This is a genomic window from Pantoea sp. B270 (genome assembly GCF_018726825.1).
Lineage (GTDB): Bacteria > Pseudomonadota > Gammaproteobacteria > Enterobacterales > Enterobacteriaceae > Pantoea > Pantoea dispersa.
Genome location: NZ_JAHCSX010000001.1, coordinates 2,363,849 through 2,385,079 on the forward strand (window position 1 = coordinate 2,363,849; position 21,231 = coordinate 2,385,079).

Here is a 21,231-nt window from a genome sequence, read left to right on the forward strand (position 1 = left end):
CGCGCCGCTACAATAAGTGCACGTATCAGTAGCGACGCGATTTATCGCGCATTGTTGAAAAAAAAGCCCGCCAGACGGCGGGCCAGAGGTTATTTGATGGTCAGCTGATAATGGATCACATCATACGGCGCGACCCACGGTGGCAGCGGCTCGCGCTCGTAAATATCTTTCGCCAGCGCCCAGCCTTCCACTGCGCCGCCTTTACCGGTCAGTGACATGCCCTCCTGCAACAGTGGCGGCAGGCTGTCGTTGAACGGCACCTGATCGTGCGAAAAATCATTGATTACCTTGCCGCTCAGGGTGGTAACGCGGACGCTGACCGCCGCCTGCTGGTCCGGCAGCAGTTTGCCTTTCACGCTTTTCACCGCAAACCACTGCATGCCGAGATCTTTCTTCAGCGCTTTACGCTTCGCCACTTTCTTGTCCAGCTGCGCGTAACCTTTTTCAATCAGTGCGTTCAGTCCTTTGCCAATGGAAGCCTGCATGGTGGCGTAACGGCGCGCCATCTCTTCGCCATCAAGCAGCGAATCACCGCTTTGCAGCTGGGTGGTTAAGCCGGCAATCAGCTGATCCATACTGATGCTGAGGCCGATGTCTTTGACCATCTGCAGCTGCACCACCGCATTGCTGGCGATGAACTGACCCAGCGTGTAACCATCGCGTTCAGCATCGCTTTTCGGGGCAGAAAGTTTTGGCGCGGCGGCCGGTTGCTGCTTCGCCGCCTCCAGTTCCCGCGTCAGCTGCGCCAGGTTGTGCGCCTGCTGCTGTTTTTCGCTATCCAGCGCAGCGAGTTGTTTTTCACGCTCGGCCTGCTGCGTCTGCAGGGCGGTGAGCTTCTTCTCGCTTTCCGTCTGCTGAGACTGTAACGCTTTCAGCTGTTTGTCGCTTGCAGTCTGCTGCGCGGCCAGTTGTTGGGCGCTCTCAGCCTGTTGTGCGCTGAGCTGCTGTTTGCTTTCAGCCTGTAATGCCGCCAGCTTTTTATCGCTTTCCGCCTGCTGGGCGCTGAGCTGCTTTTTGCTCTCAGCCTGCAGCGCCGCCAGCGCCTTGTCGTTTTCTGCCTGTAGCGCCGCCAGCTTTTTGTCGCTTGCCGCCTGCTGGGCGCTGAGCTGCTTTTTGCTCTCTGCATGCAGCGCCGCCAGCGCTTTCTCGTTTTCGGCTTTCAGCGCTTTCAGCGCGTCGGCGCTCTGGGTGGCCGCTGCACGCGCGTCGCTGAGCTGTTTCGTCAGCTGGGCGCTGCCGGCACTTTGCTGCTGCTGAGCCTCTTTCAGCGCCTGCTGCAGCGTGGCGATGTTTTTCTCCTGCTGCTGCTTCTCCGTGCTAAGAGCCGCCAGCTTTTTGTCGCTTGCCGCCTGCTGGGCGCTGAGCTGCTTTTTGCTCTCTGCCTGCAGCGCCACCAGCGCCTTGTCGTTTTCTGCTTTCAGCGCCTTCAGCGCGTCGGCGCTCTGGGTGGCCGCCGCGCGCTCGTCACTGAGCCGTTTCGTCAGCTGGGCGCTGCCGGCGCTTTGCTGCTGCTGTGCCGCTTTCAGCGCCTGCTGCAGCGTGGCGATGTTTTTCTCCTGCTGCTGCTTCTCCGCGCTGAGCGCTGCCAGTTTTTTGTCGTTCCCGGCCTGCTGGGCGCTGAGCTGCTGTTTGCTTTCAGCCTGCAGCGCCGCTAGCGCCTTGTCGTTTTCCGCTTTCAGCGCTTTGAGCGCGTCAGCGCTCTGGGTGGCCGCCGCGCGCGCGTCGCTGAGCTGTTTCGTCAGCTGGGCGCTGCCGGCGCTTTGCTGCTGCTGAGCCTCTTTCAGCGCCAGCTGCAGCGTGGCGATGTTTTTCTCCTGCTGCTGCTTCTCCGCGCTGAGCGCTGCCAGCTTTTTGTCGCTGGCAGCCAGCTGCGCCTTTAACGCATCATCCGCTTTCACCGCAGGTGCCGCAGAAAGCTTTTCGAGTTCCGCCACGCGGAGGCGCAGACGCGTCAGTTCCGCACTGTGATCGGGCGCTGTGGCTGCTTTTTTCTCTGCCTTGCTGACGGTTTTCGCCGCCGGTTTTGCGGCCGGTTTTGCAGGTGGCTGTGGTTTTGCTGCCGGTGCCGGCGGCAGGGTGCGCGCTGCTTCGCTGAACGCGCGCAGCATGTCATCATCAGCCGCTGACGCGGCCTGTCCGGGTAGCAGTAAGGCCGCGCTAATCAGCACCGCCAGCAGATGACGCTGTGTCATCAAAACCTCCAGTCGCGGCTCCTTGCCGCTAAGAAAACAAAAGGCCTCATCTCAATATGTTAATTGAGATGAAGCCATCCACCGCGCGAGGTTGTCGCGCTGTTAAAAAAGGGGTCGGCTTACGCCGTTATTGTTAACCGGCCTGGCGAATAATCAGCTGTGACAGACGGGTTTTAATGCGGAAGCACAGTTCACGGATCTGGAACTGATAGCGCGGCATGACTAAATCGTTAATATCCGCGCCGATCGAATCTTTAATCTGCAGATATTTGTTGGTCTGCGCACCAATTTTCTGGAATTCCGCCTGGTAGCTGTCATAAGACGCCTGGCTGTAGAGGCGCATCGCATCCAGCTCTTTACGGCACTGCTGAATGTTGCTGGCGCGATCGTCAGCGAACGAGGCAGCGGCCGGCTGGGCTGGCGCTTCGGTTACAAACGGCTGGCCGTCAGGCCGTGCAGCGGATTCAGCCATCGGCTGAGCGTCGGCGGCGGGCGGCGTTACCAGGCTATGAACAGGCTGTTGTTTCGCGCAGCCGGCCAGTGCCAGCAGGCTTGCCACCGCGATACCAGTCATTTTTTTCATTATTGTCACCAGGAGTTATTAAGGATGCTTGAAGCAAAAAATTATACGGCCATGGCCGAAAAGTTTCCTTGCCAGAGACGCATTCCTGGCATTTCGCTCGCGACCGCTTCGTTTTCGGCTACTAACTTACTTAATCTGCGGTAAAATTTCGAGAGTCGAATTATCCCTAAGTGAAATTAGTTCTCTACCAGACCGGTCGCATTCCGCTAAAGCGACCCGGGCGCTGAAAACTTAAGCGGATGGTAAAACGTCAGCAATTTTTATGCGGCGCGGCTATAATCGCGCCACACACGATCTATTCGACTTCATTGATCCAACCGCGGACCCCTCTTTTTTATGCTGAGTTATCGCCACAGTTTTCATGCCGGCAACCACGCCGACGTGCTGAAACACACCGTTGAAAGCCTGATCCTCACCGCCCTGATGGAGAAGGAGAAACCTTTCCTCTATCTGGACACCCACGCCGGTGCCGGACGTTACCAGCTGAGCGGTGAGCACGCCGAACGTACCGGCGAATATCTGGAAGGCATTGCGCGTATCTGGCAACAGCCGGACGCACCGGCGCTGCTGAAGCCCTATCTGGCGGCGATTCGCAACCTCAACCCAACCGGCACGCTGCGCTATTACCCTGGCTCGCCGCTGATCGCCCGCCATCTGCTGCGCGACGAGGATAAGCTGCAGCTCACCGAACTGCATCCGACCGATTACCCGCTGCTGCGCAGTGAGTTCAGTAAAGATGCGCGCGCCCGCGTTGAACGCGCGGATGGCTATCAGCAGCTGAAGGCCAAACTGCCGCCACCGACCCGTCGCGGCCTGATCCTTATCGACCCGCCGTACGAAATGAAAAGCGATTATCAGGATGTGGTGAAAGGCATTCAGGAAGGTCACAAACGTTTCGCCACCGGCGTCTATGCACTGTGGTATCCGGTGGTGTTGCGCCAGCAGATCAAGCACATGCTGAAGGATCTGGAAGCCACCGGCATCCGCAATATTCTGCAGATCGAGCTGGCAGTGCGTCCGGACAGCGATCAGCGCGGCATGACTGCGTCCGGGATGATTGTCATCAACCCGCCGTGGAAGCTGAAAGCACAGATGGAAGAGCTGCTGCCGTGGCTGCACCAGAAACTGGTGCCCGCCGGCACCGGTCACTACAGCGTGACGCAAATCGTGCCGGAATAAGCGCTACACCTCAAATATCGCAAAATCATGCGCCAGTTCGGTGGCCGGAAACACCGACTGGCACTCTGCCAGCAGCCTTTCACGATCCTGCGATAAATAGCGCGAGCTAAAGTGCGTAGCGATCATGCGTTTTGCGCCAGCGCGCTGTGCCACGCTGGCCGCCTGCACCGTAGTGGAGTGGCCGCGCCCGTTGGCTTTTTCCGCCATCGCCGCTTCCAGCGTGGTTTCATGCACCATCACATCGGCGTTCGCCGCCAGCTGCAACGCCACCTCGGTGGGGCCGGTATCGCCGAAGATCGCCAGCACTTTGCCTTTGGTGGCCGGGCCAAGATAGTCGGCGCCGTTGATCTCGCGGCCATCTTCCAGCGTGATGCGTTTGCCCTGTTTCAGATCCTGATACCACGGGCCGCGCGGCACACCTTCCGCCTTTAGGCGCGGTGCGTCAAGGAAGCCCGGCTTATCATGCTGTTCGATGCGGTAGCCATAGCACTCGACCACGTGGTTCAGCGCATAAGCAGTGACGCGAAACTCACCGTTATCCAGCACCGGACCGGCCTCGATCTCGACAATCTCCAGCGGATAGCCGGTATAAGAGCCGCTCAGGCTGAGCGCAGTGTCGACAAACTGGCGCAATCCTTTCGGACCGTACAGCGTCATCGGCTCGGTCAGGCCCGCCATCGAACGGCTGGTCAGCAGACCCGGCAGGCCAAAGATGTGATCGCCATGCAAATGGGTAATAAAGATTTTTTCCAGCTTGCCGGGCTTAAGCGCCGATCGCATAAACTGATGCTGCGTCGCTTCACCACAGTCGAACAGCCAGGTCTCGCCGCGTTTCGATAGCGTCAGCGCAATGGCCGTAACGTTGCGCTGCAGGCTGGGCGCGCCCGCGCCGGTACCAAGAAATGTCAGGTGCATGATAAGTTCCTTTGAGCCAACCCCTTGCCGGCATTCAACCCTATTACATACATAGGTGCAAACTTTGCGCCGGTAACTGAAGCGGCGTTACACTCTATGCCAGTTTTCCTCCAACAGATGGACACAACGGATGACCAGACATTTTGATTACCTCGCCATTGGCGGCGGCAGCGGCGGTATCGCCTCCATTAACCGTGCGGCGATGTATGGCCAGAAGTGCGCGCTGATCGAAGCGAAAGAGCTGGGCGGCACCTGCGTCAACGTCGGCTGTGTACCGAAGAAAGTGATGTGGCATGCGGCGCAAATCGCCGAAGCAATTCACCTGTACGGTCCGGATTACGGCTTTGATACCACCGTTAATCGCTTTGACTGGTCAACGCTGGTGAAAAATCGCAGCGCCTACATCGACCGTATCCACACCTCCTACGACAACGTGCTGGGTAAAAACCAGGTGGAAGTGATCAAAGGGTTCGCGCGCTTTGTCGATGCCCACACGGTGGAAGTGAACGGCGAGACCATTACCGCCGACCATATCCTGATCGCCACCGGCGGTCGTCCCAGCCATCCGCAGGTGCCGGGCGCAGAGTATGGCATCGATTCCGACGGCTTCTTTGAGCTGGAGGCGCTGCCAAAACGCGTTGCGGTGGTAGGCGCAGGCTACATTGCGGTAGAGCTGGCCGGCGTGGTGAATGCGCTGGGCGCAGAAACTCACCTGTTTGTGCGTCAGCATGCGCCGCTGCGCAGCTTCGATCCGCTGATTGTAGAAACGCTGGTGGAAGTGATGCAGGCGGAAGGCCCAACGCTGCACACCGAATCGATCCCGAAAGCGGTGATCAGGAACGCTGACGGCAGCCTGACGCTGCAGCTGGAAAACGGCCAGCAGCAGACGGTGGATTGCCTGGTATGGGCGATTGGCCGCGAGCCCGCCACCGATAACCTCAACCTGGCGGTGACCGGTGTGGCGCTGAATGACAAAGGCTACATTCAGGTCGACAAGTTCCAGAACACTAACGTCAAAGGCATCTATGCGGTAGGTGATAACACCGGTGCGGTCGAGCTGACGCCGGTGGCCGTGGCGGCAGGCCGTCGCCTGTCTGAGCGCCTGTTCAACAACAAGCCGGACGAGCATCTCGACTACAGCAACGTTCCCACCGTGGTGTTCAGCCATCCGCCGATTGGCACCGTCGGTCTGACCGAGCCGCAGGCGCGTGAGCAGTATGGCGACGATCAGGTGAAAGTGTACAAATCGTCGTTCACCGCCATGTATACCGCGGTAACCCAGCACCGTCAGCCGTGCCGCATGAAGCTGGTATGCGTGGGGCCGGAAGAGAAGATTGTGGGTATTCATGGTATCGGCAACGGCATGGATGAGATGCTGCAGGGCTTTGCGGTGGCGCTGAAAATGGGTGCCACCAAAAAAGACTTCGACAACACCGTGGCGATTCACCCGACGGCGGCGGAAGAGTTCGTCACCATGCGCTAACACCGCCTCAGCGCCATCACCACAGCCCCCGCATGGGGGCTTTTTTGTTTGCTGACTACTCAACAGCGCGCATACCCGCTATGATTTTTGCTTTGCTGGCCCGGCGGCCAGCGTTTTGCGGTAACGGGATGACGTCAGCGCGTGAATATCATCAGCATAATTATGGAATCGGGCAAAGCCGCGGTCGACGTCGCGCTTTACACCCTGATTCCCATCATGGTGGTGATGCTATTCATCATGAAATACCTCGAAGTGAAAGGCGTGCTGGATTTTGTCGTGCGCCACGCCACGCCGTTACTGAAGCCGCTGGGGATTACCGGCCTGGCGCTGTTCGCACTTATCCAGTTAAATTTTGTCAGCTTTGCCGCACCGCTCGCCGCGCTGGCGATCATGGAGAAGCGCGGCACGTCAGACCGCCACATGGCAGCCACGCTGGCGATGCTGTTTGCGATGGGCCAGGCCAACGCCTTTTATCCGCTGATTCCTGACGGGCTCAACTGGAGCGCCGCGCTGCTGTTCTCCATCAGCGGCGGCGTGCTGGCGGCCGCCTCAACCTATCACTTTTTTGCCCGTAAACTTTCCGACATCGCGCTGCGCGATGAAGATCAGGGCGTGGAGAACAGCGACGCGAAGCCGGGGCTAATCGCCATCATCAACACCTCGGGTGCCGACGCCATTCGCCTTGCGCTCGGTTCGCTGCCGATGCTGATCCTTTCCTTGTCGGTGGTGGGCATCCTGAAGAGTGCCGGCGCCATTGAGCTGCTGACGCAGCTGCTGGCACCGCTGTTACACAAACTGCATATCGCCGAGGTGTATGTGCTGCCCGCGCTGACCAAATGCCTGGCCGGCGGCACCGCCTATTACGGCGTGGTTGCCGGTCTGGTCGAACAGGGGCAGTACAGTGCGCACAACATCAACGCCTCGGCAGGCCTGCTGATTCAGACCTTCGATCTGCCTGGCATCGGCATTTTCCTCGGTCTCTCCAGCCGTTTTCCGCGCCTGTTCCGCTTCGCCGTGCCCGGCATTTTGCTCGGCATTGCGCTGCGCGCCACGGCGCACAGCCTGCTGTTCTGATGCCCAACGCTTAATATTGACGTGATTCAGGCCGCTTTGAAAGCGGCCATCCCGACTCACGTAGCGAAAAATGACAATATTACATCCAGAGCAGCTCAGGCTTATTGAAGGTAACAAATTTCTCGGTAAAGAACCGACACTCATCAATAGCCAGATTAATTTTCATGGTAAGAACAATATTCTGGTATGTGAGGAGGGCGTAGTCCTGCAGGATTCCGTAGTGGATTTTCGGGCGGATAATTCAATCATTTATTTGAGCCAAAGTGCGATACCCTATATCGTTAAAATAATTGCATTCTCAAATTCGGTCTGCTTCATTGGCAGACATAATTACTTCAATGAAAAGTTAACGCTGATTCTCTCAGAAGAAAAAAATATCATCATTGGCAATCATTGTTGTCTCTCCTTTGGTATCTGGATGCGAACCGCCGATCCTCATCTGATATATAACATTGCGGATAATCAGCGCATCAATCATTCCTGTAGCATTTATATCGGCGATCACGTGTGGATCGGACAAAACGCTATAATTTTAAAAGGTTCATCGATCCACTCCGGCAGCGTAATTGGTGCCATGAGTCTGGTGGCGGGGAAAACGATACACTCCAATAGCTGCTGGGGCGGTAACCCAGTGAGAATGCTTAAAGAGAATATTGCCTGGTCCGGAGAAAGCGTTCATCACTGGACAGAAGCGACAACGCGTGCCTGGAACATGTGCGATACCGAACCAATGCAGTTTAACCATGACGACCATGCATTAAATATTGCCGTGATTGAACAGGGGTTTAAAGATGCCCGCACTGTTGTTGATAAATGCCAATATCTATTGAAGCATATCGTTAAAAACGAAAATAAAAATCGTTTTTATGGTTAAGGTAAATATTAGGGCTAACGATGTCAGCCAGTCCGTATTAACCAGCCGCAGACCGCCATTATTAACGGTCTGCGCAACCAGGTTACACGGCAAAGTTACGCATCCGCGCCAAACGCCAGCGCTTTCTGCGTTCGCAGTTCTGCCAGCCGGGCTTCCAGCGCGGCTTCGATGTGCTGATAGGCCGTGCTGCCGAGCGCCAGCCGCAGCGGCATCGTTTCCTGATCCAGCGTCGCCAGCGTGGCCGCCACGCATTTTCCGGCATCACCCAATATAGCAAAGTCACCCGCTTCAATCGCCCGACGGAACTGACCGGATGCGTTATCACGATAGGCGTCGAGCGGCGCGGCGATATCCAGCCCGCTGGCGAAGTTGGTGACGGTCGGGCCCGGCTCCACCAGCAGCAGCTCAATACCAAAGCTGGCCACTTCCTGGCGCACCGCTTCGACAAAACCTTCAATGCCCCATTTGCTGGCGTGATACAGGCTGAAATTGGGATACGCCACCTGGCCGCCCTCAGACGAGATCTGCGCAATGCGGCCCCCGCCCTGCTGGCGCAAATGCGGGATGACGGCGCGAATCAGCTGGATCGATCCGGTGAGATTGGTGGCGATCTGGCGTGCAATCTGCGCGTCGCTGAGCTCTTCCGCCGCGCCAAACAGACCGTAAGCGGCGTTGCTTACCACCACATCAATACGCCCGACACGGGCAAAGGCGGTGGCGATGGCGGGTGCGATACTGGCCGTTGCGGCCAGATCCAGCCGCATCACCAGCAGACGATCGCCATATTGCTGCTGCAAATCTTCCAGCGCCTGCTCGCGGCGCACCATTGCCACCACGCGATCGCCGCGCTCAAGTAAACGTTCACTCATCAGTCGGCCCAGTCCGCTGCTGGCACCGGTAATTAACCAGGTTTTCATTTTGCGCTCCTCATGTTGAAAACCTGATAATAGATCGCTTTACTGGTGGTCATAATCTCCCCAATTGCACATGACCTGGTGAGGAAATACCACCAATGAAACGCCCTTCCTGGCACGAACTGCAGGCGATCAAAACGCTGGGCGAGCAGCGCAGCTTTCGGCGCGCCGCCGAGCTGCTTGGCCTGAAGCGCTCTTCGCTCAGCCACCTGGTGAAAACGCTGGAGCACAACCTCGGCGTGCAGCTGTTTCAGCGCACCACACGCAGCGTGTCGCTGACCGACGTCGGTGAGCAGCTATTACAGCGCCTCGGGCCGCTGCTCAATCAGATGGATGAGGTGCTGCACGACGTCAGCCTGAGCCGCCAGCAGCAGTGCGGTACGCTGCGCATCAGCGCCAGCGATGTGGTGATTGGCCTGCTGCTGGATCAGGTGGTGCCTGAGTTCAGCGCGCGCTATCCCGGCATTCAGCTTGATTTCGCCGCCCAGGGCGCGCTGGTGGATATTACCGCCGCCGGGTTTGATGCCGGTATCCGGCTGATTGAAGATGTGCCGCAGGATATGGTGGCTATTGCGCTCGGCGGCCCGCTGACCTTCGTTACCGTAGCCTCGCCTGACTATCTGGCGGTGCACGCGCCGGTGCGTCAGCCGCAGGATTTACTGCAGCAACAGTGTATTCGTCATCGCCTGCCCGGGGGCAAACGCTATCGCTGGGAGTATCAGAGTGCGGAGGAAAGTCTGGAGATTGACGTGCCGGGTACGCTGACGTTAGACAATAACGCGCTGATGGCGCGCGCGGCCATCAACGGTTCAGGGATTGCGTTCGTGCCTTCGCTGTACGTTAGCGAGGCACTGCAGCAGGGGAAATTAGTGGAGCTGCTGGCCGACTGGCGCATTCAGTCGGCGGGAATCGCGCTGTGGTTCCCGCCGAACCGGCATCAGTCGATGGCGCTGCGGCTGTTTATCGACGCATTGAAAACCCGCCTGCCGCACTACCGCTGAATCAGCCCTGACGCTGCGGCGCTTTGTGCACCATGGTGTAGGCGTAGTCGACACCCATGCCGTAGGCACCGCTGTGCTCACGCACCAGATCCATCACCGCATCATAGGTCTCTTTGCGTGACCAGTCGCGCTGGTACTCCAGCAGCACCTGCTGCCAGGTCACCGGCACCGCACCCGCCTGCACCATGCGCTGCACGGAACGTTCGTGCGCATCAACACTGGTGCCGCCGGAGGTATCGGTCACCACATACACTTCGTAACCGGCTTTCAGCGCCATCAGAGCCGGGAAAGTCAGGCACACTTCGGTCCACAGCGCCGAGATGATCAGTTTTTTGCGGCCGGTTTTCTCTACCGCCTCGACAAATTTCGCGTCTTCCCAGGAGTTCATGGAGGTACGCTCAATCGGCTTCGATTCCGGGTGTACCGCCAGCAGTTCTGGCCAGATGTAGCCGCTGAAGCTTTCCGTTTCTACCGAGGTGTAAATCACCGGCACGTCGAAAATTTTCCCCGCTTTCGCCAGGGCGACGGTGTTATTTTTGAGCTGCTGGCGGTCAATATTGGCGACACCAAACGCCATCTGTGGCTGGTGGTCGATAAAGATCAGGGTTGAGTTCTGTGGGTCAAGCAGGTCGAGTTTAGACATGATATTTTCCTCTAAAGTGGTTTTAAATTTGTGTGTTGTGCTGCTGGAATAAACTTTAGAGAAAGCGCGGACAAAGAGATAACGCAAAGAATTTTACAACTTGTTCAAAGCGTTTTTAGAAGCTTGATTTAAATAGATTAATTAGTCAAAGCGCAGCGTTTTTGCTGGTAAAACAGCGGCTCACCGGCGTTGATTCTGCGCCTGCGACGGGCGTAATCTGTGCCGACAAAATCATAAAAACACCATCGCAAAATGATCGTACGTCCTCATCAACACTGGTTTCTCCGGTTGTTTGACTGGCACGGCTCAGTGCTGTCTCGCATTGCGTTCCGCCTGTCGCTTAACCTGCTGATGTCAGTGATCGCCATACTGGGTTATCCCTGGTATTCCACGCTCGGCATTCACCTGACCACCGCACCGTTCAGCCTGATTGGCGTGTCGATCGCCATCTTTCTTGGCTTTCGCAATAACGCCAGCTACGCGCGCTTTATCGAGGCGCGCACGCTGTGGGGCAATATGCACATTACTCAGCGCTCGCTGCTGCGCCAGGTGAAAACGCTGCGCGGACTGCGTGCGGAACAGGTGCAGGAGTTTATCGGACTGCAGCTGGCGTTTAGCTGGAGCCTGAAACACCGGCTGCGTAAAACCGATGCGCAAGCCGATCTGCAGCGGCTGCTGCCGCCCGCGTGGCACGCCGCGGTGCTCGGCCATCCGATGCCGACCTCACAAATCATGTTATGCATGGGCGAATGGCTGGCGCAGCGGCGTGATGAGGGATTAGTGACGGATATCGTCTGGCAGAGTATTGATGACAACCTTAACCATCTGTCGGCGTATCTGGGTGGCTGCGACCGGCTGGCCAGCACACCGATTCCCTTCGCCTACAGCCTGATTCTGCACCGCACGGTGTATCTGTTCTGCACCCTGCTGCCGTTCGCGCTGGTGGCCGATTTGCACCTGATGACGCCGCTGGTGTCGGTGTTTATTTCGTATACCTTTTTGTCGCTGGAGTCGCTGGCGGAGGAGCTGGAAGATCCGTTCGGCACCGCGCCCAATCACCTGCCGCTGGACGCGCTGTGCGTGAATATCGAACGCAATCTGAAAGCGATGAACAACGATTTCCCGCTGCCGGCAGCGAGCCAGCCGGACCGGTATTTTAATCTGACGTGAACAAGGTGCGCATGAATGCGCACCCTACAAAACAGCGCGCCACGCTGCTGTAGGGTCGCCATTCATGGCGACCGCAGCCCATCACACCTTATCCCAGCTTATCCAGCCAGCGGACATACGCCTGGTCCCACAGCGCGGCGGGGGTGCCGGCTTTACCGAGGCCAAAGCCGTGGCCGCCGCTGCTCAGTTCGATCAGCTCAACCGGCACGCGCATACGGCGGCAGGCGTCGCGCATCAGTTCGGTGTTATGAGGGTTGGAGGTATGATCGTCCTCCGCCTGCGCCAGAAAGGTTGGCGGGTAGGCGCGGGTGACGTAATTTTGCACTGACCAGTTGGCTTCCTGGGTCGGCGTGGCGTCATTGCCCACGATCATCTGGTGAGTACGGGTGTGCTGATACGGCGCTTCAAGGGTGATAACCGGGTAAATCAGCCCGACGCTGTCTGCGGTTGGCCGGATGTCATCCAGCGAATCCTGCGGTGAATAGGTGACGAAGTCAGGCCGCGCTGCCGCCATGCCGAGCAGATGGCCGCCGGCCGAAAAGCCCAGCAGGTGCACCTTGTTTTCCATCGCGCGCACCATGCGAATCGCGCGCTGCGCATCCTGCAGCGGCGCCATTCTGCCGGCCTGCCACTTTTCACCCGGCAGACGATAGCTCAGTACATAGGCGGTATACCCGTTGGCATTAAGCCAGCGCGCGACCGGCCAGGCTTCGCGCCCCATGCCGATAAAACGGTAGCCGCCACCAGCCGCAACGATCACCGCTTCGCCGTTGGGATTCTCCGGACGAAAGCGCTGAATGGCGGGAGAAACAATATTGGTCCACGAACCGTTAGCGCTGACTTTCAGCAGGCCAGACGGACCGCCGCCGCCCGGTGGGTCGTCCGGCCAGAGCGGAATAATATCATCCCGGGCAAACAGTTTGCCCGCCGTCATGGAGAGTACGGTTGCTCCGCTAGCCAACAGAAAACGACGCCGTGTAATCATCTTGCCCAGTAGCCGGTATGGAAAATGCGCCAGCCCGGAGGCGGCGTCTCATTATGTGATGCAGGTCCTGTTTCAACCTGGCGATAATGTACGCATTTCGTACAAAAAAGCCATAAAAAAACGCGCCAGAAAAGGCGCGTATTCACGAAGAGAAGGGAAAATTAATCCTGCTGCTGGAATTGAGTCATCACCGTCTGCTCACACTGCTGCTGATCGTGACGCAGCTTCGCCCGCTCTTCTTCGCCCAGCTCCAGCCAGCCGTTGACCACTTCCTGCGCGGTTTCCTCATTGAAGGAGGGTTTGTTCATGGCCGACGGTGACTGGCTGGCCGCCAGCTGTGACTTCATTTTCTCAGTGTAGCTCTGCATGGCACCGGTTTTCTGTTCTCCGCTAACAATGTGGCACAGCTGGCTGGCGTAGATATTCTCCTGCGCGTCGGCATCCGTATCATCCGCCAGCGCGCTAGCAGACAGCGACAGCCCTACCAGGGCGATAAGCAATGCTTTCATAATAAGCTCCCGTTATTTCCAGAAAATCACGTTTCGTCTTGCTGCGCGCGTGCCGCTTGCCGGGCAGCACGCCAGTTCAGTAGCGGCGTCACCGTGATGCCGTGCAGCACAATGCTGCATACTACCAGCGTCAGCGCCATGTCCATCATCTGTTCCGCCTGCGGGCCCTGCAGGCCGTGCACCCAAGCATAAGCAATATAATTGATACTGCCGATGCCGCGAATCCCCAGCCAGCCAATCAGCATCCGCCGCATAAACGGCATTTCGCAGCGCCAGGTGGTCAGCCATACCGCCAGCGGCCGCACCACCACAAACAGCAGCAGCGCCAGGCCGATGCCGGTGAGATTCCAGTGATGCGCCAGCGTGATGCCCAGCACCACCATCATCGCTGCCGCCAGCAGGCGTTCGATAGTATCACCAAACGACAACGCATCGCCGACCACCAGGCCGACCGATTTTACCGGGCTGCCGCCCTGCTGCTTCAGACGCTGGTTAGGATTGACCAGCACCTCTGCCGGCAGGTAGCGCTTCTCTTCCGGTAAATCTTCCAGTGGAAAGCGTTTAGTCACGCGCAGCTCGGCGCGACGTAAGCCGACGCCTGCTGCAAAAGTAGCGAGGAAGCCAGACGCATCCACCGACTGCGCCGCCGCGTAGCTCAGGGCGATCAGCGCCAGCGCGAGGAAATCATTGGGCGCCACGTCGTGATGCGCGCTGCGCAGATGGGTCGCCAGCTGGCCGATCAGCCGGCCGAGCAGGTAACCAATCGCCAGCCCGCCGCCAATCGCCCACACCACATCGCGCGCTGCCCAGCCACCCAGCAGCTCCAGACTGAAGGCGCCCGGATGCATCAGCAGCAGCGCTAGCATCAGCAGCGGCAGCGCCGAACCGTCGTTCATGCCGGCCTCGCTGGAGAGCGCCACGCGCAGCGCATCGTCATCGCGCGCATCGTTAACGGAGATCAGGCTGGCAAGCACCGGGTCGGTCGGGGCAACAATGGCACCAAACGCCAGCGACAGCGGCCAGCCAAAGCCGGTAATCCAGTGAATCAGGCAGGCCATGCCGCCGACGGTCAGCAACATCGCCGGGAATGCCAGCCGCAGCCCGACGCGCCACGCGTGCGCGCTCATCGGCAGACGCAGCTTGAGCCCGGTGATAAACAGCGAGGCGGCCATGGTGATTTCGGTGATATGGGCGGCGAGCTCGGCGTGGCCGATAATGTCGATTTGCAGCAGATTAAGCATCCACGGGCCGCACAGAATGCCCGCGAACAGGTAGAGACCAAACGACGTCACCGGCCCCCGGTGAATCCAGCCGGAAGCCAGTGACATCAAAAGTAGCAGACCGCCAGTGAGGGCGGTCCAGGCCAGGAAGTTCATAACGCTCCGTTTTTAAATAACATTCTCCTTTAAGCCTGGCACAGGATCGTGAATTAGTTTTGCAGATGGCGACTGGCGAGACGAATCAGCAGCGCAAGCACAGCGGCAGCCGTCGCAAGGCTGACCACGCCATTCCAGCCGAAATGGGCCAGCGCCAGGCTGCCGAGCGCCGCGCCGGTCGCCATACCGATAAACACCACGGTGAACATCAGCGCATTGAGGCGGCTGCGCGCTTCCGGCGCCAGGCTGTAGACCAGCGTCTGATGCGCCACCAGCGTGGCCTGCACGCCAAGGTCAAAGCCGATGGTGCTGAGGATAATCAGGCCAAGCTGCGCCGGCACCGGCAGCACCGGCAGCAGGAACATCAGGGCAAACGACACCATCACCAGCGTGGCGCCATACTGGGTGACACGCGCCGGGCCGATGCGGTCGGCAAAACTGCCCGCCAGCGGCGCGGCCAGCGCCCCGGCGGCACCGGCCAGACCGAAGGCCCCTGCCACGGCGCTGTCGAGATGGAAGCGATCGCTCAGCATCAGCGCCAGGGTAGACCAGAAGGCGCTAAAACTTACCGACAGCAGGCCCTGCGCCAGCGCCGCACGGCGCAGCGTCTGGTGATGCTGCCACAGATGCGCCAGCGACAGCAGCAGACGCGGATAGCTCACCGTGGTGCCCGGCGTAAAGCGCGGCAGCGCGCGCCACAGCGCCAGACTGCTCAGCAGCACCGCGGCCGCCGCCATCATGTACATGGTGCGCCAGCCCAGATACTCCGCCACCACGCCGCTCACCACGCGCGACAGCAGAATGCCGACCAGCAACCCGGTCATCACCGTGCCGACGGTTTTGCCACGGCTGCGCTCCGGTGCCAGCGCCGCCGACGCCGGCACAATGTCCTGCGCCACGGTAGCGGTTAATCCGGTAACAAAGCTGGCGATCAGCAACGCATTGATGCCGCCGGAAAAGCCGCACAACAGCAGCGCGGCGACCAGCAGCAAGCCTTTAACCAGAATGATGGTGCGGCGATCGTGGCGGTCACCGAGTGGGGCCAGCAGCAGAATCCCCAGCGCGTAACCGGCCTGGGTCAGCATCGGCACCATACCAACGCTGCCGATGCCGACATTGAACTGCTTACTGATGATATCCAGCATCGGCTGGCTGTAGTAAATCGATGCCACGCTGAGACCGGCACCGGCCGCCAGCGTAAACACCAGCGGCGCCGGCAGCTTTTCAGCAGGCATGGCAGAAGATTGAGACATGGCAGACATAGTGGTTTTCCCCCGTGATAATGCGCTTATTAAAGCGCGTTGCGGCCATACGCGGTAGACTGCTATGACACAGAACTGTTATGCATGGTACGTATGAGCACACTCACCAGCGTTGACCGCATCGAACTGATGCAGACGTTTATCCGCATTGTTGAAAGCGGCTCGCTGTCGGCGGCCGCGGCGCAGCTCGGCACCACCCAACCCACCGTGAGTCGCCGTCTGCAGGCGCTGGAACAGCGGCTCGGCCTGAAACTAATTTTACGCACCACCCATGCGCTGAAACTCACCGACGACGGGGAACGCTGCTATGCCCAGGCACGGCAGCTGGTGGCGACCTGGCACGCGCTGGAAGATGAGTTAACCGGCGCGAATGACGACCCGATCGGCACGCTGCGCGTGCGTGCGCCGCATGCGTTTGGTCAGGATCAGTTGATTGCACCGCTGATGGATTATCTGCAGCGCTATCCGCGCCTGTCAGTGGAGTGGATGCTCAACGACCGCACGCCGGACTTTGTCAGTGAAAACGTTGACTGCGCCATTCAAGTCGGCGCGCCCACCGATCCGTCGGTGGTGGCGGTGCTGCTGGCGGAAGTGCCGCGCTTTGTCGTTGCGGCACCGGCGCTGCTGGCGGCTCATGCGCCGGTGAAAGAGGTTACCCAGCTGACACAGCTGCCGTGGCTGGCGCTGACCAGTTTTTATCGTAACGAAATTGCGCTACAGCGTCTCAGCGACGGCCAGCCGATCAACCTGGCGATTGCCCCGCGCCTCGCCAGCGATAGCCTGTACGCGGTGCGCAAAGCCGCGCTGGCGGGCATGGGCGCCGCGATTGTGTCGTCATGGGTGGTGCAGGAGGATTTAGCCAGCGGCGCGCTGGTGCAGCTGGTGCCCGACTGGCAGGCGCCGCCGCTGCCGGTGTGGCTGACCTACCCGTGGGCCAGTTATTATCCGGCCCGCCTGCAGCATTTTTTCGCGATGATCAGGGACGTGATGCCGCAGCTGACCGGCACGCAGCCGGTGCGGTAAGGGGCCAGGTCGCCATGAATGGCGACCCTACGGGGCACTGCGGTTTTTTACAGGGTGCGCATTAATGCGCACCTGGTGCAATGGGTCAGCTCATGCGTGAAGGTCACGATTTCTTTTCAACCTTCGACATATTATCCAGCCAGCCCATCACAAAGGCCGACAGCACGAAGGTCAGGTGGATGATTACGTACCACATCAACTTTTCGTTGGCGACGTTACGCGCGTCCATAAAAATACGCAGCAGGTGAATCGATGAGATCGCCACAATCGAAGCTGCCACTTTGTTTTTCAGCGAGCCGGAATCCATCTTGCCGAGCCAGCTCAGCTTCTCTTTGCTTTCATCGATATCCAGCTTGGAGACAAAGTTCTCATAGCCGGACAGCATCACCATGACCAGCAGGCCACCAACCAGCGTCATGTCCACCAGCGACAGCAGCAGCAGAATCAGATCGTTTTCCGCGATGCTGAGAATGTTGGGCAGCAGGTGAAAAATTTCCTGAAAAAATTTAACCGTCAGCGCCAGCAGCCCCAGCGAAAGTCCAATGTAAACCGGTGCCAGCAGCCAGCGCGATGCATACATCAGGTTTTCGGTAAAACGTTCCATAAGTTCCCATTTATCAACAGACAAGCCATCGAGTATAACCGAACTTATGTGAAGTTATTTCAGTGCTTCTTCAGAAATTTCAGGCGCGGCCGGCAGCGGCAGCGACAGGCGAAACACCGCCCCGCCCTGCGGCCGGTTTTCCGCCCAGATGCGACCGCGATGCGACTCAATGATGGTTTTGCTGATGGCCAGCCCCAGCCCGACGCCCGGCACGGCCGACTCCTTGTCGCCGCGGGCAAACTTGTCAAAAATGCGCGTCAGATTCTCCGGCGCAATGCCCGGTCCGTTATCCCATACGGCGATCTCCAGCCGCGCTTTATCGCGCCAGGCACGAATGCCGTGCTGCGCGGCATTGCCGGCATACTTCAGGCTGTTTTCGATCAGGTTAGTAAACACCCGCTCCAGCATCGCGCTGTCGCCTTTGATCAGCACCAGCTCCGGCGGTAAATCCAGCGTAAAGTCGTGCCCTTTCAGCGACGGTCCCATGCTGCTTAGCGCGCCGCCAATCACCTCGTCCAGCGCCACCCACTCTTCGCGCAGATTCAGCCCGCCGGACTGAATGCGCGCCATATCCAGCATGTTACTCACCAGCCGGATGGTGCTCAGCGTCTGTTCGCGGATCTGATTGGCCTGGCCAACGTATTTCGACTGCTCGCTGGCGAGGTCCAGCATCAGCATCTCAGCCTGGCCAAACAGCACCGTCAGCGGCGTGCGCAGATCGTGGGACAGCGCCGATAGCAGCGCATTACGCAGCTGCTCGCGCTCGGCGGCCAGCCGTGACGCGGCTTCGCTGTGCGACAGCGCCATGCGTTCCAGCGCGTTGGCAATCAGCACCGTAAAGGTCTCCACCAGCCGCTGCTGTTCGGGAATCATCAGCTGGCGCAGGTTGTCCGGCTCAACCACCAGCAGGCCGCGGCAGTGTGCCCCGCTTTTCAGCGGCAGAATCTGGTACGGCACCGCCGGTAACGTATCGGTGCCGGCACCGGCCGGTTGCCCTTTGCTGTAGCTCCATTTGGCGATGCCGAGGTCGGGCGGCGTCCCGATGGTGCTTTCACCCGCCGACTGCAGCTCGCCCTGTTCGTCGGGCAGCAGCAGCTGGCTGCGCGCCTGCAGCGTCACCTCAATGACGCGCTGGCTGGTGGCAGCGATATCCTGCGGCGTCAGCGCGCTGCCAAGCGATTTCGCCATCTCATACAGATGGCGCGCGCGCTGTTCACGGTAGCGCGCCACCCGCGCCTGATAGCGCACGCCGGCGGTGAGATTGCCGACAATCACCCCGACCGCCAGCATCACCGCAAAGGTCACCAGGTATTGCAGATCCGATACCGCCACCGTGCCGGTGGGGGCCACAAACACCAGGTCGAAGGCCAGAATATTGATTACCGTGGCGAATACCGACGGCCAGCGGCCAAAGCGCAGCGCCACCAGCACCACCGCCAGCAGATAGATCATTACCGCGTTGGCGGTATCAAACTCCACCAGCCACCAGCGGCCGATCAGCGTCACCAGCACGCACAGCGCGATCGCCATCAGACACCCGCGCAGGTGCAGCCGCCATTTCTCGCCGCTGGCACGCTGGCCGCTCAGGGCCGCTGGCACATCGCGCACCGGCTCATCCAGCGCCACTACCAGCAAGTCAAGCTCCGGCCCCAGCTCGCCGAGACGCTGGGCAAAGCTGTCGCGTCGCCAGCGCCGCTGCGGCTGCCGGCCGGTAACAATTTTGCCGAGATTGTGCTCGCGCGCATAGCGCAGCACCGCGCGCGCCTCGTCCGGATCGGACAGCGTGGCGGTTTCCGCGCCCAGCTCCTGCGCCAGCTGCAGCGTGCGCAGAATGGCGCGCCTCTGCGCTTCCGGCAGTCGGTTGAGGCGCGGCGTTTCCACATACACCGCATGCCACTCGCTGCCGAGACGGGCAGCGAGACGGGCGGCGGTGCGTACCAGCTTTTCACTGCCGGTGTCGTCACCGATGCACAGCAGAATCGCGTCGCGCGTGTGCCACACTTTGTCGCGCCCCTGCTGATCGCGCCAGGCGCGCATCTGATCGTCTACCCGGTCGGCCGTGCGTCGCAGCGCCAGTTCACGCAGCGCGAACAGGTTGCCTTTGCGGAAGAAATTTTCGATGGCGCGCTCGGCGCGGTCGCCGACGTACACTTTGCCCTCTTTCAGCCGCTGACGCAGATCGTCCGGCGGCAGATCCACCAGCACCACTTCATCGGCGCTGTCGAAAAAGGGATCGGGTACGGTTTCGCGCACCTGAATGCCGGTGACGCCGCCCACCACATCATTCAGGCTCTCCAGATGCTGCACGTTGACGGTGGTAATCACGTCGATACCGGCATCCAGCAGCTCTTCAATGTCCTGCCAGCGCTTGGGATGGCGCGAGCCCTGTACGTTGGTGTGCGCCAGTTCATCCATCAGGATCACCGCCGGATGGCGCGCCAGCGCGGCGTCGAGGTCGAACTCCGCATGGCGCGACCGACCGGTGGCGCGCCGCGCCAGCACCGCCAGCCCCTGCAGCAGCGCGGCGGTCTCTTCACGGCCGTGGGTTTCGACCACGCCAGCCAGCACGTCCAGCCCCTGCGCACGCAGGCGCTGCGCCTCCTGCAGCATGGCGTAGGTTTTCCCTACGCCCGCACAGGCGCCGAAGTAGATTTTCAGTTTACCGCGATGGCTGTCGCTGTGATTGAGCAGCAGGGCATCGGGATCGGGGCGCGGTAATTCGTCGTGTATGTCGTTCAAAAATTGAGTTCCGTACGAACAATGAAACGGTCGCCATAAATGGCGTTACGCTGTGGTGCGGGCATCGAAACGGTCGCCATGAATGGCGACCCTACGTTTGTAGGGTGCGCATTCATGCGCACCGAATTCACCTCATCCCTGCAAATCATCCAGCGCCATATTCAGCCGCAGCACGTTCACCGTTTCTTCGCCGATAAACGGCAGCAGCGGGCGCTCGGTGTTGCGCGCAATCAGCGCCTCGACGTCTTTCAGCGTCATGTTGCGCGCTGCCGCAACGCGCGGTGCCTGCCACAGCGCCGCTTCAGGGGAGATATCCGGATCCAGGCCGCTGCCTGAAGCGGTTACCAGCTCCACCGGCACCGCTGCCGGCGCCTGCGGATTGGCAGCGCGCAGCGCAGCCACCCGCTCCGCCACCGCTTTATCCAGCGCCGGATTACTGGCGGCAAGGTTGCTGCCGCCTGACGCCTGCGCGTTGTACGGCGCGTCACTGGTGGCCGATGGACGGCCCCAGAAGTGCCCCGGCTGGCTAAACGCCTGACCGATCTGCTCTGAGCCACGCACCGCGCCGTCGCGCTTAATCAGCGAACCGTTGGCCTGTGACGGAAACCACCACTGCGCCAGGCCGGTGGTCAGCAGCGGATAGACCGCGCCGGTCAGCAGGGTAAGCAGCACTAACAATACTACAGCCGGACGTAACTGACTCAT

At 59.7% G+C, this 21,231-nt stretch carries 19 protein-coding genes; 7 read left to right on the top strand and 12 right to left on the bottom strand.

Going from position 1 to position 21,231, the window contains the following annotated elements; translation table 11 throughout:
• Positions 1 to 89: 89 nt before the first annotated feature.
• Positions 90 to 2,192, bottom strand: coding sequence for a hypothetical protein (locus KOL70_RS11380; RefSeq protein ID WP_215480674.1), 2,103 nt, complete (start codon positions 2,190 to 2,192; stop codon positions 90 to 92).
• 133 nt (positions 2,193 to 2,325) lie between these two features.
• Positions 2,326 to 2,775 (bottom strand): hypothetical protein, encoded by a 450-nt coding sequence (locus KOL70_RS11385; protein ID WP_021508101.1) that lies wholly within the window; start codon positions 2,773 to 2,775, stop codon positions 2,326 to 2,328.
• A 336-nt stretch (positions 2,776 to 3,111) separates the two neighbouring features.
• Between KOL70_RS11385 and KOL70_RS11390 the strand changes: the two genes are divergently transcribed.
• Complete coding sequence (locus KOL70_RS11390; RefSeq protein ID WP_021508100.1) at positions 3,112 to 3,954, top strand: 23S rRNA (adenine(2030)-N(6))-methyltransferase RlmJ; 843 nt, start codon at positions 3,112 to 3,114, stop codon at positions 3,952 to 3,954.
• Positions 3,955 to 3,957: 3 nt separating this feature from the next.
• Here the strand turns inward: KOL70_RS11390 and rnz are convergent, their stop codons facing one another.
• The gene (gene rnz / locus KOL70_RS11395; protein ID WP_059012345.1) at positions 3,958 to 4,869 is read right to left on the bottom strand and encodes a ribonuclease Z; all 912 of its coding nucleotides are present in this window, start codon (positions 4,867 to 4,869) and stop codon (positions 3,958 to 3,960) included.
• A 130-nt stretch (positions 4,870 to 4,999) separates the two neighbouring features.
• On the opposite strand from rnz, the gene gorA reads away from it, so the two are divergent.
• From gorA to KOL70_RS11410, 3 genes are all read left to right on the top strand, one after another.
• Positions 5,000 to 6,352: a glutathione-disulfide reductase gene (gene gorA / locus KOL70_RS11400; protein WP_058770933.1), complete on the top strand. Its 1,353-nt coding sequence runs from the start codon at positions 5,000 to 5,002 to the stop codon at positions 6,350 to 6,352.
• A gap of 141 nt (positions 6,353 to 6,493) precedes the next feature.
• Complete coding sequence (locus KOL70_RS11405) at positions 6,494 to 7,426, top strand: nucleoside recognition family protein (protein WP_215480675.1); 933 nt, start codon at positions 6,494 to 6,496, stop codon at positions 7,424 to 7,426.
• 70 nt (positions 7,427 to 7,496) lie between these two features.
• The gene (locus KOL70_RS11410; protein WP_215480676.1) at positions 7,497 to 8,300 is read left to right on the top strand and encodes a hypothetical protein; all 804 of its coding nucleotides are present in this window, start codon (positions 7,497 to 7,499) and stop codon (positions 8,298 to 8,300) included.
• A gap of 95 nt (positions 8,301 to 8,395) precedes the next feature.
• Here the strand turns inward: KOL70_RS11410 and KOL70_RS11415 are convergent, their stop codons facing one another.
• Positions 8,396 to 9,217: an SDR family oxidoreductase gene (locus KOL70_RS11415; RefSeq protein ID WP_215480677.1), complete on the bottom strand. Its 822-nt coding sequence runs from the start codon at positions 9,215 to 9,217 to the stop codon at positions 8,396 to 8,398.
• A gap of 95 nt (positions 9,218 to 9,312) precedes the next feature.
• Here KOL70_RS11415 and KOL70_RS11420 point away from each other — a divergent pair, with 95 nt between their 5' ends.
• The gene (locus KOL70_RS11420; protein ID WP_215480678.1) at positions 9,313 to 10,215 is read left to right on the top strand and encodes a LysR substrate-binding domain-containing protein; all 903 of its coding nucleotides are present in this window, start codon (positions 9,313 to 9,315) and stop codon (positions 10,213 to 10,215) included.
• 1 nt (position 10,216) lies between these two features.
• On the opposite strand, the gene KOL70_RS11425 is transcribed toward KOL70_RS11420, so the two are convergent.
• Positions 10,217 to 10,858, bottom strand: a complete 642-nt coding sequence (locus KOL70_RS11425) for a hydrolase (RefSeq protein WP_021508093.1) — start codon at positions 10,856 to 10,858, stop codon at positions 10,217 to 10,219.
• 252 nt (positions 10,859 to 11,110) lie between these two features.
• Here KOL70_RS11425 and KOL70_RS11430 point away from each other — a divergent pair, with 252 nt between their 5' ends.
• A complete protein-coding gene (locus KOL70_RS11430; RefSeq protein ID WP_031279808.1) occupies positions 11,111 to 12,028 on the top strand; it encodes a bestrophin family protein in 918 nt (305 codons plus the stop codon).
• A gap of 88 nt (positions 12,029 to 12,116) precedes the next feature.
• Here the strand turns inward: KOL70_RS11430 and KOL70_RS11435 are convergent, their stop codons facing one another.
• From KOL70_RS11435 to KOL70_RS11450, 4 genes are all read right to left on the bottom strand, one after another.
• Positions 12,117 to 13,013, bottom strand: a complete 897-nt coding sequence (locus KOL70_RS11435) for an alpha/beta hydrolase (RefSeq protein ID WP_058770928.1) — start codon at positions 13,011 to 13,013, stop codon at positions 12,117 to 12,119.
• Between the two features lie 161 nt (positions 13,014 to 13,174).
• Complete coding sequence (locus tag KOL70_RS11440; protein WP_215480679.1) at positions 13,175 to 13,522, bottom strand: hypothetical protein; 348 nt, start codon at positions 13,520 to 13,522, stop codon at positions 13,175 to 13,177.
• Between the two features lie 26 nt (positions 13,523 to 13,548).
• A complete protein-coding gene (locus tag KOL70_RS11445; RefSeq protein WP_058770927.1) occupies positions 13,549 to 14,898 on the bottom strand; it encodes a sodium:proton antiporter in 1,350 nt (449 codons plus the stop codon).
• A 53-nt stretch (positions 14,899 to 14,951) separates the two neighbouring features.
• Positions 14,952 to 16,160, bottom strand: coding sequence for an MFS transporter (locus KOL70_RS11450; protein ID WP_031279767.1), 1,209 nt, complete (start codon positions 16,158 to 16,160; stop codon positions 14,952 to 14,954).
• Positions 16,161 to 16,253: 93 nt separating this feature from the next.
• On the opposite strand from KOL70_RS11450, the gene KOL70_RS11455 reads away from it, so the two are divergent.
• Positions 16,254 to 17,183 carry a LysR family transcriptional regulator gene (locus KOL70_RS11455; RefSeq protein ID WP_104094185.1) on the top strand — a complete coding sequence of 310 codons (930 nt, stop codon included), beginning with the start codon at positions 16,254 to 16,256 and terminating at the stop codon, positions 17,181 to 17,183.
• Positions 17,184 to 17,286: 103 nt separating this feature from the next.
• Here the strand turns inward: KOL70_RS11455 and KOL70_RS11460 are convergent, their stop codons facing one another.
• The 3 genes from KOL70_RS11460 to kdpC all read right to left on the bottom strand — a co-directional run bounded on the left by KOL70_RS11460 (position 17,287) and on the right by kdpC (position 21,231).
• Entirely contained in the window at positions 17,287 to 17,787 is a 501-nt protein-coding gene (locus KOL70_RS11460; RefSeq protein WP_021507874.1) for a TIGR00645 family protein, read from the bottom strand.
• Positions 17,788 to 17,841: 54 nt separating this feature from the next.
• Positions 17,842 to 20,517 (bottom strand): two-component system sensor histidine kinase KdpD, encoded by a 2,676-nt coding sequence (gene kdpD / locus KOL70_RS11465; RefSeq protein WP_059012530.1) that lies wholly within the window; start codon positions 20,515 to 20,517, stop codon positions 17,842 to 17,844.
• Between the two features lie 141 nt (positions 20,518 to 20,658).
• Positions 20,659 to 21,231 carry a potassium-transporting ATPase subunit KdpC gene (gene kdpC, locus KOL70_RS11470; protein ID WP_104094186.1) on the bottom strand — a complete coding sequence of 191 codons (573 nt, stop codon included), beginning with the start codon at positions 21,229 to 21,231 and terminating at the stop codon, positions 20,659 to 20,661.

Bases quoted from the DNA above. Each gene is read 5' to 3' on its own strand.
- KOL70_RS11380 (WP_215480674.1), bottom strand. From the start codon at position 2,192: ATGACACAGCGTCATCTGCTGGCGGTGCTGATTAGCGCGGCCTTACTG.
- KOL70_RS11385 (WP_021508101.1), bottom strand. From the start codon at position 2,775: ATGAAAAAAATGACTGGTATCGCGGTGGCAAGCCTGCTGGCACTGGCC.
- KOL70_RS11390 (WP_021508100.1), top strand. From the start codon at position 3,112: ATGCTGAGTTATCGCCACAGTTTTCATGCCGGCAACCACGCCGACGTG.
- rnz (WP_059012345.1), bottom strand. From the start codon at position 4,869: ATGCACCTGACATTTCTTGGTACCGGCGCGGGCGCGCCCAGCCTGCAG.
- gorA (WP_058770933.1), top strand. From the start codon at position 5,000: ATGACCAGACATTTTGATTACCTCGCCATTGGCGGCGGCAGCGGCGGT.
- KOL70_RS11410 (WP_215480676.1), top strand. From the start codon at position 7,497: ATGACAATATTACATCCAGAGCAGCTCAGGCTTATTGAAGGTAACAAA.
- KOL70_RS11415 (WP_215480677.1), bottom strand. From the start codon at position 9,217: ATGAAAACCTGGTTAATTACCGGTGCCAGCAGCGGACTGGGCCGACTG.
- KOL70_RS11420 (WP_215480678.1), top strand. From the start codon at position 9,313: ATGAAACGCCCTTCCTGGCACGAACTGCAGGCGATCAAAACGCTGGGC.
- KOL70_RS11425 (WP_021508093.1), bottom strand. From the start codon at position 10,858: ATGTCTAAACTCGACCTGCTTGACCCACAGAACTCAACCCTGATCTTT.
- KOL70_RS11430 (WP_031279808.1), top strand. From the start codon at position 11,111: ATGATCGTACGTCCTCATCAACACTGGTTTCTCCGGTTGTTTGACTGG.
- KOL70_RS11435 (WP_058770928.1), bottom strand. From the start codon at position 13,013: ATGATTACACGGCGTCGTTTTCTGTTGGCTAGCGGAGCAACCGTACTC.
- KOL70_RS11440 (WP_215480679.1), bottom strand. From the start codon at position 13,522: ATGAAAGCATTGCTTATCGCCCTGGTAGGGCTGTCGCTGTCTGCTAGC.
- KOL70_RS11445 (WP_058770927.1), bottom strand. From the start codon at position 14,898: ATGAACTTCCTGGCCTGGACCGCCCTCACTGGCGGTCTGCTACTTTTG.
- KOL70_RS11450 (WP_031279767.1), bottom strand. From the start codon at position 16,160: ATGTCTGCCATGTCTCAATCTTCTGCCATGCCTGCTGAAAAGCTGCCG.
- KOL70_RS11455 (WP_104094185.1), top strand. From the start codon at position 16,254: ATGAGCACACTCACCAGCGTTGACCGCATCGAACTGATGCAGACGTTT.
- KOL70_RS11460 (WP_021507874.1), bottom strand. From the start codon at position 17,787: ATGGAACGTTTTACCGAAAACCTGATGTATGCATCGCGCTGGCTGCTG.
- kdpC (WP_104094186.1), bottom strand. From the start codon at position 21,231: ATGAGTCAGTTACGTCCGGCTGTAGTATTGTTAGTGCTGCTTACCCTG.